General features: G+C 66.0%; 15 protein-coding genes. 4 read left to right on the top strand and 11 right to left on the bottom strand.

What is annotated here, in order from left to right; translation table 11 throughout:
• Positions 1-87: 87 nt before the first annotated feature.
• The 11 genes from DESFRDRAFT_RS13180 to DESFRDRAFT_RS13130 all read right to left on the bottom strand — a co-directional run bounded on the left by DESFRDRAFT_RS13180 (position 88) and on the right by DESFRDRAFT_RS13130 (position 10,382).
• The gene (locus DESFRDRAFT_RS13180; protein WP_005994649.1) at positions 88-714 is read right to left on the bottom strand and encodes a phosphoribosylanthranilate isomerase; all 627 of its coding nucleotides are present in this window, start codon (positions 712-714) and stop codon (positions 88-90) included.
• A gap of 1 nt (position 715) precedes the next feature.
• Complete coding sequence (locus tag DESFRDRAFT_RS13175; RefSeq protein ID WP_005994648.1) at positions 716-1,486, bottom strand: indole-3-glycerol-phosphate synthase; 771 nt, start codon at positions 1,484-1,486, stop codon at positions 716-718.
• Positions 1,479-2,489, bottom strand: a complete 1,011-nt coding sequence (trpD, locus tag DESFRDRAFT_RS13170) for an anthranilate phosphoribosyltransferase (protein ID WP_005994647.1) — start codon at positions 2,487-2,489, stop codon at positions 1,479-1,481. Before trpD ends, DESFRDRAFT_RS13175 begins: the two co-directional genes overlap by 8 nt.
• Before the next feature lie 27 nt (positions 2,490-2,516).
• Complete coding sequence (locus DESFRDRAFT_RS13165; RefSeq protein WP_005994646.1) at positions 2,517-2,906, bottom strand: HEPN domain-containing protein; 390 nt, start codon at positions 2,904-2,906, stop codon at positions 2,517-2,519.
• A 12-nt stretch (positions 2,907-2,918) separates the two neighbouring features.
• Positions 2,919-3,491, bottom strand: coding sequence for an anthranilate synthase component II (locus DESFRDRAFT_RS13160; RefSeq protein ID WP_005994644.1), 573 nt, complete (start codon positions 3,489-3,491; stop codon positions 2,919-2,921).
• Positions 3,475-4,893 (bottom strand): anthranilate synthase component I family protein, encoded by a 1,419-nt coding sequence (locus tag DESFRDRAFT_RS13155; RefSeq protein WP_005994642.1) that lies wholly within the window; start codon positions 4,891-4,893, stop codon positions 3,475-3,477. Before DESFRDRAFT_RS13155 ends, DESFRDRAFT_RS13160 begins: the two co-directional genes overlap by 17 nt.
• Entirely contained in the window at positions 4,890-5,792 is a 903-nt protein-coding gene (locus DESFRDRAFT_RS13150) for a prephenate dehydrogenase (protein ID WP_005994640.1), read from the bottom strand. The genes DESFRDRAFT_RS13155 and DESFRDRAFT_RS13150 overlap by 4 nt, the downstream gene beginning before the upstream one ends.
• A 270-nt stretch (positions 5,793-6,062) precedes the next feature.
• Complete coding sequence (aroA, locus tag DESFRDRAFT_RS13145; protein ID WP_005994638.1) at positions 6,063-7,382, bottom strand: 3-phosphoshikimate 1-carboxyvinyltransferase; 1,320 nt, start codon at positions 7,380-7,382, stop codon at positions 6,063-6,065.
• Positions 7,383-7,448: 66 nt separating this feature from the next.
• Complete coding sequence (gene pheA / locus DESFRDRAFT_RS13140) at positions 7,449-8,606, bottom strand: prephenate dehydratase (protein WP_005994636.1); 1,158 nt, start codon at positions 8,604-8,606, stop codon at positions 7,449-7,451.
• Position 8,607: 1 nt separating this feature from the next.
• Complete coding sequence (locus tag DESFRDRAFT_RS13135; protein ID WP_005994634.1) at positions 8,608-9,582, bottom strand: 3-dehydroquinate synthase II family protein; 975 nt, start codon at positions 9,580-9,582, stop codon at positions 8,608-8,610.
• Positions 9,583-9,584: 2 nt separating this feature from the next.
• On the bottom strand, positions 9,585-10,382 hold the full coding sequence (locus DESFRDRAFT_RS13130; protein WP_005994632.1) for a 2-amino-3,7-dideoxy-D-threo-hept-6-ulosonate synthase: 798 nt from the start codon (positions 10,380-10,382) through the stop codon (positions 9,585-9,587).
• 809 nt (positions 10,383-11,191) lie between these two features.
• On the opposite strand from DESFRDRAFT_RS13130, the gene aprB reads away from it, so the two are divergent.
• The 4 genes from aprB to DESFRDRAFT_RS13110 all read left to right on the top strand — a co-directional run bounded on the left by aprB (position 11,192) and on the right by DESFRDRAFT_RS13110 (position 17,432).
• Positions 11,192-11,683, top strand: a complete 492-nt coding sequence (aprB, locus tag DESFRDRAFT_RS13125; RefSeq protein ID WP_005994630.1) for an adenylyl-sulfate reductase subunit beta — start codon at positions 11,192-11,194, stop codon at positions 11,681-11,683.
• A gap of 50 nt (positions 11,684-11,733) precedes the next feature.
• Positions 11,734-13,725, top strand: coding sequence for an adenylyl-sulfate reductase subunit alpha (aprA, locus tag DESFRDRAFT_RS13120; protein ID WP_005994628.1), 1,992 nt, complete (start codon positions 11,734-11,736; stop codon positions 13,723-13,725).
• A 156-nt stretch (positions 13,726-13,881) separates the two neighbouring features.
• Positions 13,882-15,123, top strand: coding sequence for a CoB--CoM heterodisulfide reductase iron-sulfur subunit A family protein (locus DESFRDRAFT_RS13115; protein WP_005994627.1), 1,242 nt, complete (start codon positions 13,882-13,884; stop codon positions 15,121-15,123).
• A 5-nt stretch (positions 15,124-15,128) separates the two neighbouring features.
• The gene (locus tag DESFRDRAFT_RS13110; protein ID WP_005994626.1) at positions 15,129-17,432 is read left to right on the top strand and encodes a hydrogenase iron-sulfur subunit; all 2,304 of its coding nucleotides are present in this window, start codon (positions 15,129-15,131) and stop codon (positions 17,430-17,432) included.
• Position 17,433: the final 1 nt, after the last annotated feature.

The following is a 17,433-nucleotide window of genomic DNA, read 5'->3' as shown; positions in this document are numbered from 1 at the left end:
TGCCGCCAGGAAAAGCGCCAGCCGGCGGGAAGGGGGGACCGGGGGGCCCATGGCCCCCCGGCGGGGTCCGGGGCAGAGCCCCGGTTCTTATCCTCTCCCTTTCACGGACCAAAGGGACCTCCGGACTTTTGCGAGGTCCTTGAGCCCCGGGGAGGATTCCACGCCGGAGTTGAGGTCCAGCCCGTGGGGGTTGGCTTGGGCCAGGGCCTCGGTGATGTTGTCGGGTCCCAGGCCGCCGGCCAGGAGCCAGGGCATGGGCGGGGAAAATTGGGCCAGGGAGGCGAAGTCGAGGGACACGCCGTGGCCGCCGCCGGAGGTGCCGGCGTCGAGGAGCGCGTAGCGAATCGCGCCCGCGAAGGGTTCCATGGCGGCGACGAGGGCGGCCGTGTCCGGGTGTCTTTTCGGCCAGAAGGCGCGGATGACGCGCTCCGGGCCTATGGCGCGGCAGAACGCTTCGTCCTGCCCGCCGTGGAGCTGGGCGAAGTCGAGTTCGGCTTGGTCCATGATGCGCAGGACCTCGTCGAGGGTCTGTTCGACGAACACGCCGACGCGCTTTGCCCTGGTGCGGGGCAGGGCGGCGGCCTGCGCGGCCGTCAGGCAACGCGGGCTTTTGGCGGCGAAGATGAATCCGAGCAGGTCGGCTCCGGCCTCGGCGCAGCCGAGGACGTCCTCGGGGCGGGTCATGCCGCAGATTTTGACAAGGATGTCGGCCATGTCAGTCCGCCTTTCCGGTGAGCCGGGCCAGGGCCTGGCCGGGATCGGGTTCGCTCATGATGGAGGTGCCGACGAGCACGGCGTTGTAGCCGATGGCGGCCATGGCGAGCACGTCGGCGCGGCTGGCGATGCCGCTGGCGGCGATCCAGATGCGTCCCGGACGTTTCAGGGCGGCCATGCGCCGGGCCACGGCCAGGTCGGTCGTCAGCGTGTTCAGGTCGCGGCTGTTGACCTGGATGATGTGCGCCCCGGCGGACTCGGCCCGGGCCAGGTCGGCCTCGTCGAAGACCTCGACCACGGCCTCGAGGCCGGCGTCGTAGGTCAGGCGCAGCATCTCGGCCAGCTCCGCGTCGGTCAGCATGCGCACGATCAAAAGCAGGGCCGAGGCCTTGGTGGCGGCGGTCTCCACCACCTGGAGCGGGTGGAGCAGGAAGTCCTTGCGCAGCATGGGGAGCCCGGCGGCGCTGATGGGTTCCAGATAATCGACGGAGCCCTTGAAGTACGTCTCCTCGGTCAGGACCGAGATGGCGGCGGCCCCGGAGGCGGCGTACATGGCCGCGACTTCGCCCGGGGCGAGCCCCAGGTTGATGTCGCCCGCCGACGGCGAGGCCCGTTTGTACTCGGCGATGACGGCGACGGGGCCGGCGGCGAGCAAGGCGTCGGAAAAGGGCGGCCGTTTGCCGTCATAGGGCGCGGGCAGGCGCTGGGCCGCCTCGAGGTCCTTGAGGCGTTTTATGGCCGTGGCCTGGGCGGCCCGGAACTTCTCAAGCATGGAGCACATCCTCGAAGAACCTGGCGGCGATGCCGGAAGCGACGGCGTCGCGGGCCTTGTCCACGCCCTGTTTGAGGGAAAGGCCATCCTCGAGTAGGTGCAGGGAGCAGCCGAGGTTAAGCGCCACCATGTCGCGCATGGCCGCGTTGCCCTTGCCGGCCAGGATCTCGCGCAGGACGGCCACGGCCTCGTCGCGGCCGGAGACGACCACGTCGGACGGCTTGTGGGGCGGGATGCCGAAATCGGCCGGGTCGATGCGGTCGCTTTTGATCCAGCCGTCGCGCAGCCAGCACACGTCGGCCGGGCCGAAGGGCGTCAGCTCGTCGAAGCCGCCGGCCCCGTGGACCACCGCGCCGCAGGACAGGCCGGTCAGGGCCAGCACTTCGCCCATGAGCCGCACGTGGCGGGAGGTGGGCACGCCGAGGAGCTGGTGGGTGGGGCGGGCGGGGTTGAGCAGGGGGCCCATGAGATTGAACAGCGAGCGCACGCCGAGTTCCTTGCGGATGGGGCCGATGCGCTTGAAGGCCGGGTGGTAGTTGGGGGCGAAGAGAAAGACGAAGTTGTGCTTGTCGAGCTCGGCCGCCACCAGTTCGGGTTCGACCACCAGGGTGAATCCCAGGGATTCCACGGCGTCGGCGCTGCCGCAGGAGCTGGAGACGGCGCGGTTGCCGTGCTTGACCACCTTGTGGCCCAGGGCGGCGAGGTAGAGCGCCACGGCGGTGGAGCAGTTAAACGAACATGTGTTGTCGCCGCCGGTGCCGCAGGTGTCGATGCGCGCTCCGGTGAGCCCCCCGACGATGCGCGCCTCTTCCAGGGCCGTGGTGACGCCGGCCGCGATCTCCACGGCGGATTCGCCCTTGGTCTTGAGCCCCATCAGGAACGCGCCCACGCACGAGGCCGGCATCTCGCCGGTGTACATGGCCCGGAAGGCGTAGGTGGCCAGATCCTTGGGCAGGTCCTTGCCGATGGCGAGAAGTTCCAGGCATTCGACATGTTTTTCCATGATGAGGCTCCTTTGGCGCGTGGGCGGTTAGCGCGAGGCGAGGGACGGTTCCATTTCCTCGCGGGCCATGTTGAAGAACGCCCTGGCCCGATCGAGCTGTTCGGCGACGGCGTCGGGGGTCAGGCAGAGGTTGGTTTCGAAATCGGCGCGGTTGCGCAGGTGCTCGGCCTCGACCAGCCAGCGGTGGAAGATGGGCGGCAGTTCGCTCGAGTAGGCGAAGCGCTGGCCGAAGGCGTCGATGACGTCGCGCGGGTCGTTCACGTCGAGCCTGACGGTCAGCAAAAACGCTTCGGCCACGTAGTGCATGCTGAAATAGGTCCGGCTCATGGCGCAGTCGAAGAGCCCCTCGGCGGCGAGCAGACGCGCGGCGTGCAGGCTGTCCTTGGCTTTGTCGAGCAGAACGGAGACGGTGTTCACAAGCAAGCGTCCTTATAGAATCTTGTCCGGAAAGTTCCCGATCAGCTTCATCCCGTCGGGAGTGAACACCGATTCCGGATGAAACTGCACCCCTACCCAGGGCCGGTCGCGATACCGCAGTCCCATCACCTCGTTTCGGTCGGTCCAGGCCGTGATCTCCAGCTTCTCCGGAGCCTTGCCCGCGAGCACCACCAGCGAATGGTAGCGGCAGCACTCGAAGGGATTGGGCAGCCCTTCGAACAGCCCCGTTTCGCGGTGGTACACGTCCGACGTCTTGCCGTGCATGATGCGGTCGGCCACGACGACCGGCGCGCCGGCGAAGTGCCCGAGGATCTGGTGCCCCAGGCAAACGCCGAACACAGGGGTCTGTTTTGGCAGTTGCGCGAGAAACTGCAAGCACAACCCGGCATTGGTCGGGTTGCTGGGTCCGGGCGAGATGCAGACCATGTCGAGCTTGCCGGAGGAGGCCAGCTCCAGGATTTCCGGGTCGTCGTTCTTTTTGACCACCGGGTCGCGGCCCAGTTGCTGAAAAGCCTGGACCACGTTGAAGGTGAACGAGTCGAAGTTATCAATAAGTAAAAACATCGCCATCCTCCTTGGCCGCCAGCACCTCGGTGATCACCCGGGCCTTGTTCTGGCACTCCGTCCATTCCTTGGCCGGATCGGAATCGAAAACGATGCCGGCCCCGGCCTGCCAGGTCAGCATGCCGTCGCGTATCCACATGCTGCGGATGGTGATGCCCGTGTCCAGGTTCACGCGTCCCTCGTCCAGGCCGATCCAGCCGATGCAGCCGGCGTACGGCCCGCGCGGCAGGCTGTGCTCCAGCTCGGCGATCATCTCCATGGCCCGCACCTTGGGCGCGCCGGAAAGGGTTCCGGCCGGAAAGGCGCACTTGAGCACGTCCAGGGCGTCGAGACCGTCCTTGAGCCTGGCCGTCACGTAGGACACGATGTGCATGACGTGGGAAAAGCGTTCCACGGCCATGAACTTCTCGACTTTGACCGTGCCCGGTCCGGCCATGCGCCCCAGGTCGTTGCGGCCGAGGTCCACCAGCATGACGTGCTCGGCGCGTTCCTTGGGGTCGGCCATCAGCTCCTCGGCCAGCCTGTCGTCCTGCTCGGGCGTCTTGCCGCGCGGTCTGGTCCCGGCGATGGGGCAGGTGGTCAGCTCGCCGTCGCGGCAGCGGATGAGCAGCTCCGGCGAGGAGCCGAGTAGCGTCACCCGCGGCAGGCGCATGAAGAACATGTACGGCGAGGGGTTCACCTGGCGCAGCCGACGGTAGACCACGAAGGGATCGCCGGAAAACGGCGCGGAAAACTGCGTGGAAAGCACCGTCTGGATGCACTCCCCGGCCCGGATCATCTCCTTGCACTTGGTCACGGCCTCCATATAGCCTTCGGCTTCGGGGCGGTTGACCACCTTGCCGATGACCGGCCGGTTCATGGGCGCGAAGATGTTGGAATAGTCGATGCGGGCCTTCTTGCCGGGGTCCAGGGAAAGATGCAGGCAGCGGTGCTTGACGTGGTCGAACAGCACCACCCGGCCGGGCAGCACCAGGCAGAACTCCGCCTCCTCGGGCGGCAGGACCTTGGCCAGCTTGGGCTCGAGAATGCCGGCGATGCCGTAGCCGAAATAGCCGGTCAGGGACCGCGTGATGGGCGGCACGTCCTTGAAGCCTTCCGGCGGCAGCACGCGCAGGTCGGCCATGAGGCCGCGCATGCCTTCCAGGAAGCCCTGGCCGTTGTACCCCTCCAGGGCCTTCAGCCGGTCGTCCGTGGCGTTGACGTCGAGCTTGCCGTCTTTGAGCCGCAGCCGCAGCCGGAAATCCCAGGCGATGACGCTGTAACGGCCCAGCCGGCCGTCCACCTCGGCGCTTTCGAGCAGTATGCCCGGCCTCTCCCCCACAAGCCCGAGAAAAAGGCTTATGGGCGTCTGCACGTCGGCCGGCAGCCACGTCCCTTCCTGCCTCAGCGTAATCGCACTCATGGATTGTCCTTTTTTGCCGTTTCGGCGGTCCACCACGCCTCGGCGCGGCGAACGAGCAGGTCCACGTCGCCGCCGGCGGCGAGGTTGAGAAAGCTGCGAAAATTGCGCACGGCCTCATGGCTGTACGGATTGGCTTCGTAAAGCGCGGTGAAAAGCCCCGCGTCCTTGGTGATGAGTTTTTCGGCCGCGACCAGGCGTCGGGTAAACGACGGCGTCAGGTACTTTTGCACCGCGCCGCCGGCCCCCTGGGCCGCCAGATAGGCCAGGGTGGTGACGAAATTGAGCCCCTGCACATAGGCCGCCGCCCGGTCGTGCTCCTCGGCGTCCGAGGCGAAGGGCGTAAACCCGATGCGCCGGCACCAGTCGGCAACCGCCCGCGTGGCCCAGACATCTTCCCCCGGCCGGCCGTCCATGACCGCCACCCGGAGCGCGTCGTCAGGCCCCGGAGCCGGCCCGAAAAGCGGATGCGTGCCGACCACCGGACCATGATACTGCGCGACCATGTCGTTGATGGGCTGCGTCTTGACCGAACCCACGTCGGCCAGAATCTGCCTGCCCCCCATGCGCGCGGCGACCTTTTCGGCCACTTCGCCCGTGGCGTAGACCGGCACGGACACCAGCACCATGTCCGCGCCCGCAACGCCCTCCGCGATCTTCTCGTCCGTCAGCGGCCGGTCCAGCTCCCGAACCGTAAGTCCGGCTTCCCGGCACCTCCCGACAATCAGCTTCCCCATCCCCCCCCGCGCCCCGACCAGGGCGAGGGAGCCGATGGAGAGGAGGGAAGACTCCGGGGGAGGGGACCCCTTTTTGCAAAAAGGGGTCCCCTCCCCCGGACCCCCACCCTCCCCAAAAACTCTTGGCGGGGTGGGGGTGTTCGTATCTTTGTTCATATTCGACATAACAACCTTTTATGCTTCACTTTCGCCCCGCAGGGGCGACGGCGTGGTGGGGGCGGAATTTGCTTGGGACGAGCTTGCCGCGAAGCGGCATGCACCGTCCCGACAAATTCCGCCCCCATCTTCTCCCTCCGCCTGACCGCCAGCCAGCCAGGCCTTCCGCCCGACCAGAGCCGAATCGGGGGGTCCGGGGGGCCCGTGGCCTCCCGGTGGGGAGGTTCCAGGAGGGGCAACGCCCCTCCTGGCCGCCGGAGGCATGCGCCCCAGCGCTCCCTACGGCCGTAACGTGCGCCATTTCTCCCAGAACGTCGGGAACGACTTGGCCACGCAGGCGGGGTTGTCCAGGGCCACCTCGATGCCGGCCATTTCGAAGATGGCGGCGGACATGGCCAGCCTATGGTCGCCGAAGGCGGAAAATTCGACGCGTTCCCCTGTGGGCAGCGGCCGGGGCTTGATGCGCATGCCGTCGGGGGTGGTGGTGACGACCGCGCCGGCCTGGGTGCAGTTTTCGGCCACGGCTTCGATGCGGTCGGACTCCTTGAGGCGCAGGTGGGCGACGTTTCGGATGGTCGTTTCTCCCTTGGCGAAGCAGGCGGCCGTGGCCACGGTCGGAACGAGGTCCGGGCAGCGGCCCATGTCGAGGTCCTGGCCGGTGAGGCTGCCTGGCAGCACGGTGATGCCGTCGGGTCCCGCCTCGATGCGCGCGCCCATGCGGGCGAGGATGTCGCAGATGGCGCGGTCGCCCTGGAGCGAGTCCGGGCGCAGGCCGGTGACGGTGACCGGGGCCTTGCCCACGGCGCCGGCGGCCAGGAAGTAGGACGCGCTCGACCAGTCGCCTTCCACGGCATAGTCGCGTGGCTTGTAGAGGGCGGGGCGCATGGCGAAGCGCACCTGTCCGGGGATGACGTCGGTGAGCGTGCGCCAGTCGACGCGTTCCCAGGCGTCGCCGTCGCGGGTCTCCACGGCGAAGGGCACGCTGAAGTCGGCCAGGGTGGACAGGGTGATGGCGACGTAGGGCCAGGACACGGTTTTGTTGCCGGTGATTTCGACGGTCAGCGGCGCGGCGGCCAGGGGCGCGGCCAGCAGCAGGCCGGAAAGGTATTGGGAGCTGTCCTCCAGGCTGATGGAGGCGGTGCCGCCCGAGAGGCCGTTTGAGGCCATGTGCAGGGGCGGGCAGCCGGACTTCTCGAGGTAGAGGATTTCGACGCCGAGCGGCAGCAGGGCGTTGACCAGCTCGCCGATGGGGCGGTCGTGCATGCGGCCCTCGCCGCGGATCTCGAAGACGCCCCGGCCGGCGGCGGCCACGGCGGTGAGCAGGCGGCAGGTGGTGCCGGATTCGCCCACGTCGAGGATTTGCGGCTCGTCGTGTTCGACGTCGCCGCCTTGGGGATGGCCGGCGGTGCCGGAGACGATGACCGAGCCGTCGGACTGCGGATGAAAGTCCGCGCCCATGGCGGCCATGCAGTCCCGGGTACGGGTGATGTCCTGGCTGTCGAGCAGGCCGCTGACGCGGCTTGTGCCGGCGGCGAGGCTGGCGGCGATGACGGCCCGGTGCGAGACGGACTTCGAGGGTGGCGCGGCGACGGTTGGCATGTCGTATCCTTTCTTCTTGGGGTTAAAGCCCGGGGGCGGGATAGCGGTTTCCCACCCCCGTATACCTTAATCTCCGGTCTGTTCCATGTCGCCGTCGGCGAGGTTCACCTGCCTGCCGACCGGGTAACAGCCGAGAATGCGCAGGCTCAGCGTCTGTTCCCGCAGCGTGGCCAGGAGTTTTTTGTACTCTTCCCGGGTGAGGTCGCACTGGAGGTCGGCGAAAAAGACGTACTGCCATTTTTCGCCGCGTATGGGCCGCGATTCGAGTTTGGTCAGGTTGATGCCCTCGCCGGCCAGATGCGAGAGCACCTGGTAGAGCGATCCGGGCTTGTTGGGCACGGTGAAAAGGACCGAGGTCTTGTCCCTGGTCTGCTGCTTGGTGTCCTCGGGGCCGATGATGAAAAAGCGGGTCCAGTTGTCCGGCATGTCCTCGATGGGACTGGCCAGGATGTTGAGCCCGTGCATGGCGGCGAGCCTGACGTGCCCGATGGAGGCGGCGGTCGGTTCCCCGGCCAGGCGCAGGGCGGCGGCCGCCGTGGAGTCGGTGGGGATGATCCGCGCCCCCGGCAGATGCGTCTTGAGCCAGGCGGCGCACTGGGCCAGGGGCTGGGGATGGGAGTAGACGGTCTCGATCCGCTCGATGTCGCCGGCCGTTGAGAGCAGGGCGTGGCTCACGCGGCAGGAGATCTCGGCCTGGATGAAGACCTCGTGGCGCTGGAAGTGGTCGAGGCTTTGGCCGACGGTGCCTTGCAGCGAGTTTTCGAGCGGCACGACGCCGAGGTCCGCCCGTCTGTCGGCGACCGCTTCGAAGACGTCGCCGATGGTGGTCTGGGGCAGGAAGTCCGGGGAATGGCCCAGGGCGGCCATGGCCGCGAAGTGGGAGAAGGTGCCTTCTGGGCCGAGGTAGGCCACGCGCTCGGGGCGCTGGAGCCGGCGCGAGGAGGAGAGGATCTCCCGGTAGATGGCGAGCAGGTGGGGCACGGGCAGGGGGCCGGGGTTTTTCGCGGCCAGCCTTTCCATCACTTCCTGCTCGCGGAAAGGCTTGAACACGGCGCTCTGGCGGCCGGCCTTCCTGCGTCCGACCTCGAGGCTCAGGCCCGCCCGCTTGTTGAGCAGGGTGAGTATCTGCCCGTCCACGGCGTCGATGCCGTTTCGCAGTTCGAGCAGGGCCTCTTCCAGGGTCCCCTGAGCGCTGGCGGCGTTTTCTGGCGTCTCGGGGGCCATCCTAACCTTCCTTGATGTCTTCGGCGATGCGCATGCCGAAATGGCGGCCGGCCACGTCGGTGCGCACGAGCACCGCATCGCCTTCCTTCAGGTTCACGACGCTGACGGGCCTGCCCTCGGGCGTCACCAGCCGGATGGTCTCGGCGTTTTGCATAAACACCTTGCCTTCCTTGCCGTCCGCTTCCGCCGTGATGAGCAGCATGGGGCGGATCTCGGTCTTGATCCGGCCGACCACCGCCGTCTTGGTGGCCCCGGCGTGGGAGACGACCAGCACTTCCGAGCCGGCGGCCAGCTCCTCCAGGTAGCGGGTCTTGTCCCCGGGCATCTGGCAGTAGGCATGGACCGCGCCGGCGTTTATGCGAAAGGGCCGCGCCGCCACGTAGGGGTTGGACTCGGTTTCGGCGTTGACCAGGAAGGTGAACGCCGAGGAGTTGCCGACGAGCATGCCTTCGCCGGTTTTGAGGATGCTGGTCGTGTCCACGCAGACCCGGTGCCCGAGGCCGGCGTGTTCGATCTTGGTGATGGTGGCCGGCGAAAGCTCCATGGTGCCCTGGGAAAGCTTCAGTTCGTTGACGATGGTCTTCAGGTCGCAGATGGCCTCGGGGGCGATCAAGAGCTTGTCCGCGCCGCGTTCCAGCACCCCGGCCGCGAGTCTGGCCCGATCCAGGCTCTCGCACTCGAGCCCGAGCCCTTCGGTGCAGGCCAGGATGTTCTCCACCGGGATGATCTCCCAGCCTTTGGCCAGAAAGACCGGCCGGCAGGCCCTGAGCGCCTCGACGGCCGTGCCTTCGTCGTCCTTGCAGTCGATGGGGATCAGGTCCATCTCCTCGGGCGTCATGACCCTGGTGCGCCCGAGCGCCAGGATCTTTTCGGCGTCCGCCGCCTCGGCCACGAACCCGTCCACGCCGGATTCGAGGCCGAGGGTGACGAGCGTTTTGTCGAACGGGATGGCTTTGAGCCAGATTTCCTTGGTCATGATTAGTCCTTGAGCAGTTCGAGGGCCTGATCGACTTCCCAGTCGAGGTGCACGATGCCGTGAAGCGCCTGGACGATGCGGGCCGGCTGCTTGTGCTGGAAGATGTTGCGGCCGATGGACAGTCCGGAGCCGCCGGCCTGGATGGAGTCGTGGGCCATCTGGAGCAGGTCGCGGTCGTTGTCCATCTTGGGGCCGCCGGCGATGACCACCGGGATGCAGCAGGCGTCGGTGACGCGGGTGAAGGATTTGATGTCGCCGGTGTAGGGGACCTTGACCACGTCCGCGCCGAGTTCGGTGCCGACCCGGGCGCAGTGGGCCACCACCTCGGGGTCGTACTCGTTTTTCACCTTGGGGCCGCGGGCGTAGACCATGGCCAGAACCGGCATGCCCCATTCGGCGGCGCGGGAGGTGGCTTCGCCGAGATGCCCGAGCATGTCGCGCTCGGTCTCGTCGCCGAGGTTGATGTGCAGCGACACGCCGTCCGCGCCGAGCTTGATGGCGTCCTCGACCGTGGCCACCAGGGCCTTGGCGTTGGGGAAGGGGGAAAGCGAGGTGGAGGCGGACAGGTGGATGATCAGCCCCACGTCGCGACCCCGGCCGCGATGGGAGCAGCGGGGCAGGCCCTTGTGCATGAGCACGGCGTTGGCGCCGCCCTCGGCCACCTGGTTGACGGCGTCGCGCATGTCGATGAGCCCGGAGATGGGGCCGACGGTGACGCCGTGGTCCATGGGGACGATGATGGCGCGGTGCGTGTTGCGATTGAAAATGCGTTCGAGGCGGACGGCTTTACCCAGCAGCATGATGGTCTCCTTGCGGTTTGGCCTCCCGAGGGGGGAACGCCGACGACAGGAAACAAAAAAGGGCCGCCGGCGTGATGCCCGCGGCCCTGGAGTGGCTCGTTGCGGTTTCGTTAGTTCGACCGCACCCCTCCCTGACCACGGGCGTGGCTAAACCAGAACCAAAAATAAAAACCGGCGGTCAGGTTGGTGAGGGATTGCATGGCCAAGAGAGCTACGCGGGGCCGCTGGAAGTTGTCAAGCGTTTTTTCCGGGGGTGCGGCGCGGGGAGGAAAATCCCCCTTTTCCAGGGGGAAAAGGGGGTGTGTCTAAAAAGTAACATGCGTCAAGGGGTTGTGCGAGAAGCCGGCTGAAACGGGGAAAAGGTCTTGCGGGAGGCGGGTCGGCCTGATAGTGAAGCGGTTGCCTCCAGGCTTTCCGAGGTGCCGTTATTCCTCTTGCGGTTTCGCGCCGAGAGGGGAGGAGTGCACGGCACCGGGGGTGGACGTGAAAAAAAGAACTTTCCCCTTGACGTGCCTTGCTCCGCTTGTTAAATCGTGCACAAGCTATCCGCTGGCAGGTCAAAACGGTAGCGATACCGGGGAATTGCCCGCCAGACCGTGCGGGCGGGGCGTTTTTTCGCTCCAAGGACCCTGGCGACTTGTTCTCGGTGTCGGCACCAAGCGACGCCGGCGCGAGGGCAGGCCGGGATGCGGCGACGCGAAAGCGGCGTGGCCGGTCCGGCTCGCGGATGTCCTGTCGCGCAACGGCGTGTAGCTCTCAATGTATTTGGGCGCTGGGTGTACAACAACTAAACGTTTGGAGGACTAACTATGCCTACCTTTGTGGATCCGAGCAAGTGTGACGGATGCAAAGGCGGTGAGAAGACCGCGTGCATGTACATTTGCCCCAATGACCTGATGATTCTGGATCCTCAGGAAATGCGCGCCTTCAACCAGGAGCCGTCCGCTTGCTGGGAATGCTACTCCTGCGTGAAGATCTGCCCCCAGGGCGCAATCTCCGCCCGTCCGTACGCCGACTTCGCTCCCATGGGCGGCACCTCGATCCCCATGCGTTCGGCCGACTCCATCATGTGGACGGTGAAATTCCGTAACGGCAACATCAAGCGGTTCAAGTTCCCCATCCGCACCACCCCTGAAGGTTCCATCAAGCCCTACGAGGGCAAGCCCGAAGGCGCCGACCTGGACAGCGAGCTGCTGTTCACCGAGACCGCCCTGGCCGCTCCGAAGGAAGCCCTGGGCAAGAAGTTCGACGTCACCGGCATGGACACCGTCCAGTGCTGGCTCGACGGCTTCTGCCAATAGTCCGGAACCAACCTCGCTAGTTATCCATCCACCTACGGAGGAACCATATTATGCCGACGATTCCCGTGAAGGACGAGCCCAAAGGCGTTGCCCTCGCCGAGCCGGAACTGATTGAAAAAGACGTTGACATCCTGATGGTCGGCGGCGGCATGGGCTGCTGCGGCGCCGCCTTCGAAGCCTGCCGCTGGGCTGACAAGATCGGCGGGATCAGCATCATGCTGCTCGACAAGGCCGCTCTCGAGCGCTCCGGCGCCGTTGCCCAGGGCCTGTCCGCCATCAACACCTACATAGGCGAGAACGTTGCCGACGACTACGTCAAGATGGTCCGCACCGACCTCATGGGCCTCGTGCGCGAAGACCTGATCTTCGACGTCGGCCGTCACGTCGACGACTCCGTCCACCTGTTCGAAGAGTGGGGCCTGCCCTGCTGGACCAAGGATGCCGACGGCCATAACCTGGACGGCGCCCAGTCCAAGGCCAAGGGCGTGTCCCTGCGCACCGGCGCCAAGCCCGTCCGCTCCGGCCGCTGGCAGATCATGATCAACGGCGAGTCCTACAAGTGCATCGTGGCCGAGGCCGCCAAAAACGCCCTGGGCCAGGATCGCTACATGGAGCGCGTCTTCATCGTGAAGCTGCTCCTGGACGCCAAGGAGCCCAACCGCATCGCCGGTGCGGTCGGTTTCTCCACCCGCGAAAACAAAGTGTATGTCTTCAAGGCCAACGCCATCCTGGTGGCCTGCGGCGGCGCGGTCAACGTGTACCGTCCCCGCTCCACCGGTGAGGGCATGGGCCGCGCCTGGTACCCGGTCTGGAACGCTGGTTCCACCTACACCATGTGCGCCCAGGTCGGCGCCGAGATGACCATGATGGAAAACCGGTTCGTCCCCGCCCGCTTCAAGGACGGTTACGGCCCGGTCGGCGCCTGGTTCCTGCTGTTTAAGGCCAAGGCCACCAACGCCAAGGGCGAGGACTACTGCGCGACCAACAAGGCCATGCTGAAGCCTTACGAGGATCGCGGTTACGCCAAGGGCAACATCATCCCGACCTGCCTGCGTAACCACATGATGCTCCGCGAAATGCGCGAAGGCCGCGGTCCCATCTACATGGACACCAAGACCGCCCTGCAGAGCACCTTCGCCAACCTGAACGCCGAGCAGCAGAAGCACCTCGAGAGCGAAGCCTGGGAAGACTTCCTCGACATGTGCGTCGGCCAGGCCAACCTGTGGGCCTGTCAGGACATCGAGCCCGAGAAGAAGGGTTCCGAGATCATGCCGACCGAGCCGTACCTGCTCGGTTCCCACTCCGGCTGCTGCGGCATCTGGGTCTCCGGCCCGGACGAAGCCTGGGTGCCCGACGAGTACAAAGTCAAGGCCGACAACGGCAAGGTCTACAACCGCATGACCACGGTCAACGGTCTGTTCACCTGCGCTGACGGCGTCGGCGCTTCCGGCCACAAGTTCTCCTCCGGCTCCCACGCCGAGGGCCGCATCGCCGGCAAGCAGATGGTGCGCTGGGTCGTCGACCACAAGGACTTCAAGCCCACCCTGGCTGAAAAGGGCGCCGATCTCGCCAAAGAGATCTACCAGCCCTGGGAAACCTTCAAGGCCGGCGTCGGCGCTTCCACCGACCCGATCGTCAACCCCAACTACATCAGCCCGCATAACTTCATGATGCGCCTGGTGAAGTGCACGGACGAGTACGGCGGAGGTTGCATGACCATGTACACCACCTCCAAGTCCCTGCTCGACACCGGCTTCCAGCTGCTGCAGTACCTCGAAGAGGACAGCAAGAAGCTGGCCGCCCGCGACCTGCACGAGCTTATGCGTTGCTGGGAGCAGTATCACCGCCTGTGGACGGTGCGCCTGCACATGACCCACATCATGTTCCGCGAAGAGACCCGTTACCCGGGCTTCTACTATCGCGGCGACTTCCTGGGCCTGGACGACAGCAAATGGAAGTGCTTCGTCAACTCCAAGTACGATCCGGCCACCAAGGAAACCAAGGTCTTCAAGAAGAACTACTACCAGATCATTCCCGAGTAGGAATGACCAGGGCGGCCGCGGGCGTTGAGCCCGCGGCCGCTTTTTAACGGTCTTACCCGGGCGGATGGACCGTACTCAAGCGCCTGCGGCGGGGCGGTCTATCCTCGCGGATCAGGCCGTTTTCTTGCTGGCCTTAACCATTGCCGGGAGGTTGCGATGGGAAGCAACGCGATACTGGTCGTCGGCGGCGGCTTCAGCGGCATCACCGCCGCGCTCGAAGCCGCGGAAGTCGGCCACGAAGTCTACATCGTCGAGAAAAATCCCTTTCTCGGCGGCCGGGTGATGCAGCTCAACAAATATTTCCCCAAGCTGTGCCCCCCGTCCTGCGGCCTGGAAATTCAGTTCCAGCGCATTAAGAACAATAAGAACGTCAAATTCTTCACCCTGGCCGAAGTGACCAAGGTCTCCGGAACCGCCGGCGATTACGAAGTCACCGTGTCCATCAAGCCTCGCTACGTCGAGCCCGGCAGCGTCGATCTTTCCGAGACGGTGGCAAAGCTCTCCAAGGACGTCAAAAGCGACTTCGAATTCGGGCTTGGCCAGCGCAAGGCCCTGTACATGGATGTCCCCTTCGCCTTCCCCAACCGCTACGTCCTGGAAAAGGAACGTTGCACCAAGGAAGACCTGGAGACCCTGTCCGGCGCGGACGTCGTGAACCTCGACGACGCCCCCAAGGAAATCGTGCTCAAGGTCGGCTCCATCGTCTACGCCACCGGTTGGAAGCCCTACGACGTGACCCGGCTCACCAACCTCGGCGCGGGCGAGATCGCCAACTGCGTCACCAACATGCAGCTGGAACGCCTGGCTGCCCCGAGCGGACCGACCCACGGCAAGATCGTGCGCCCCTCGGACGGCAAGGCCCCGCGCTCCGTGGCCTTCGTCCAGTGCGCCGGTTCGCGCGACGAAAACCACCTCAACTACTGCTCGTACATCTGCTGCATGGCTTCGCTCAAGCAGGCGGCCTACGTGCGCGAAGCCTTCCCCGACGCCCGCGTCACCATCTACTACATCGATCTGCGCACCCCGGGCCGTTACGACAACTTCGCCAAGCGCATCCTGGCCGATGACCGTATCAATGCCGTCAAGGGCAAGGTTGCCGCCGTGGCCGAGGACGCCGGCACGGGCGACGTGATCCTCACCGTCGAAGACGCCGTCTCCGGTATCAAGTCCGACAACCGTTTCGAACTGGTGGTGCTGGCCACGGGCATGCAGCCGAGCATCGCCGGCGAGCGCCTGCCGGTGGACGTGCCCGTCGACGAGATGGGCTTTATCATGGGCGGCGAGGAAAAGGGCATATTCGCCGCCGGATGCGCCGCCACGCCGCTTGACGTCATGAAGTCGGCCCAGTCCGCGACCGGCGCGGCCATGAAAGCAATTGCTCTGGTGAGAGGGAGGTAGCGGCGATGGCCGAAAAAATCGGTGTGTATATCGACGAAGCTAGCGTCGCCCCGCTTCTTAACGCCGAGGAGTTGGTCGCGTTTGTCAAGGAAAAATGCGGCGGGGCCTGCCCCATCGTCAAATCCCACAAGCGGCTGTCGAGCGAGAGCGGCGTGGCCATGATCAAGGCCGACGTCGACGGCGGCGAGATCGACGCGGTGCTTATTTGCGGCACCTCGCCCCGCGTGGACTGGGACGTGTTCGCCTTCGGGGACAAGGTCCTCGTCGAGCGCGTCAACCTGCGCGAATTCGTGGTGCTGTCCTACAAGAACCCCGACGGCTCCGCTCCGGTCGCCGGCGGGCCCGTGCCCGAGGAGCTCGCCTCCATCGTCCATGACTACCTGCGCATGGGCGTGGTGAAGCTCCAGAAAATGAACCGGCCCCATCCGGAACTGCCCGAGACCACCAAGACCGTGCTGGTCCTCGGCGGCGGTTTCGCTGGCCTGAACGCCGCCCTGTCCGCCGCCGCCGCCGGCGCGGAAGTGGTGGTGGTCGAAAAGGAAGGCAAGCTCGGCGGCAAGGCGGCCGGGCTCTACAAGACCTTCCCCATGAACTACCCGTATCTCGAGGCCACGGACACCGGCATCGAGACGCTTATCGCCAAGGTGAACGGCAGCCCGAAGATTTCGGTGCGCCTTTCCACCACGCTGAAGGAACTCGCTGGCGCGCCGGCCATGTACACGGCCACCCTGGCCTCCGGCGGCAAGGAAGAAACGCTTCCCGTCGGCGCCGTGGTCCTGGCCGCGGGCTGGTCGCCCATGGCGGGCGACGCCCTGGCTCCTTTCGGCTACGGCACGCTCAAAAACGTCGTGACCTCGGCCGAGTTCGAGGCCATGGTCAAGGCCGGCGAGATCAAGCGGCCTTCCGACGGCAAGGCGCCGACTTCGGTGGCCTTCGTCGTGGACGTGAAAAAGCTGCTCGACGACGCCATGGCCGCCGCCGCTCCGGTCGAGGACGCCCCGGCCGAGGAGGCCAAGCCCGCCGACAAGAAGGCGGGCGAGGAGGAAGAGGCCGTCGCGGTCTTCGAGCCGATCAAGACGCCCAAGCACCTCGTCTACGCCTCCGAGCTCACGAGCCTCGTGGCGCTCAAGCAGGCCAACTACGTCCGGGAAAAGCTCCCCGACGCCGTGGCCATGATCGTCTACGACTCCATGATGGTCCCCGGCATCAACGAGCGCTACTACCGCGCCGCCCAGGACAACCCCGGCATCATGCTCACCAAGGGCACGGTGACCGGCGTGACCGAGGAAGGGGCGAACCTCGTCGTTTCGGCCAAGGACACGCTCCTTGGCGGCGAGATCACCCTGGCCGCCGACCTGGTCGTCCTGCCCACGGGCATGGTGCCGGCCACGGCCCTCGATCCGACCATCAACCTGGTCTACCGGCAGGGCCCGGCCTTCCCCGACCTGGAGCTCTTCGACGGGTTCGCGGATTCCAACTACATCTGCTTCCCGTACGAGACCCGGCGCACCGGCATCTACGCCGCCGGTTGCGTGCGCCAGCCCATGACCATGGCCCAGGCCAGGGAAGACGCGGCCGGCGCGGCGCTCAAGGCCATCCAGTGCATCGAGTCCGCCGGCCACGGCGTGGCCGTGCATCCCCGCTCGGGCGACCTGTCCTACCCGGTGTTCAACTTCGTGCGCTGCACCCAGTGCAAGCGCTGCACCGAGGAATGCCCGTTCGGCGCCCTGGACGACGACGAGAAAGGCACGCCGAAGCCCAACCCCACGCGCTGCCGCCGCTGCGGCACCTGCATGGGCGCCTGCCCCGAGCGCGTCATCTCCTTCGACAACTACAACATCGACATGATCGGCTCCATGATCCGCGAGTGCGAGATTCCGCCCAAGATCGAAGAGGGCGGCCCGCGCGTGTTCATCCTGGCCTGCGAGAACGACGCCTACCCGGCGCTCGACATGGCGGCCCTTCGCGGCAAGAAATGGAGCCCCTACGTGCGCATCATCCCGGTGCGCTGCCTGGGTTCGGTCAACGCCATCTGGGTGGCCGACGCCATGAGCAAGGGCGTCGACGGCGTCATGCTGCTCGGCTGCAAATACGGCGACGACTACCAGTGTCACTTCGTCAAGGGGTCCGAGATCTGCAACCGCCGCAAGGAGAACATCGCCGAGTCCCTCAAGCGCCTTGGCGTCGAACCCGAGCGCGTCGAGCAGTATCAGGTGGCCATTGACGAATACGACAAGATCCCCGAGATGATCGACCAGTTCATGAATATGGTCCTCAAGATCGGTCCGAACCCGTTCAAAGGCTATTAGG

Source organism: Solidesulfovibrio fructosivorans JJ] (assembly GCF_000179555.1).
Lineage (GTDB): Bacteria > Desulfobacterota > Desulfovibrionia > Desulfovibrionales > Desulfovibrionaceae > Solidesulfovibrio > Solidesulfovibrio fructosivorans.
The sequence above is the reverse complement of the archived record's forward strand: the minus strand, read 5'-3'. Positions and strand labels throughout refer to the sequence as shown.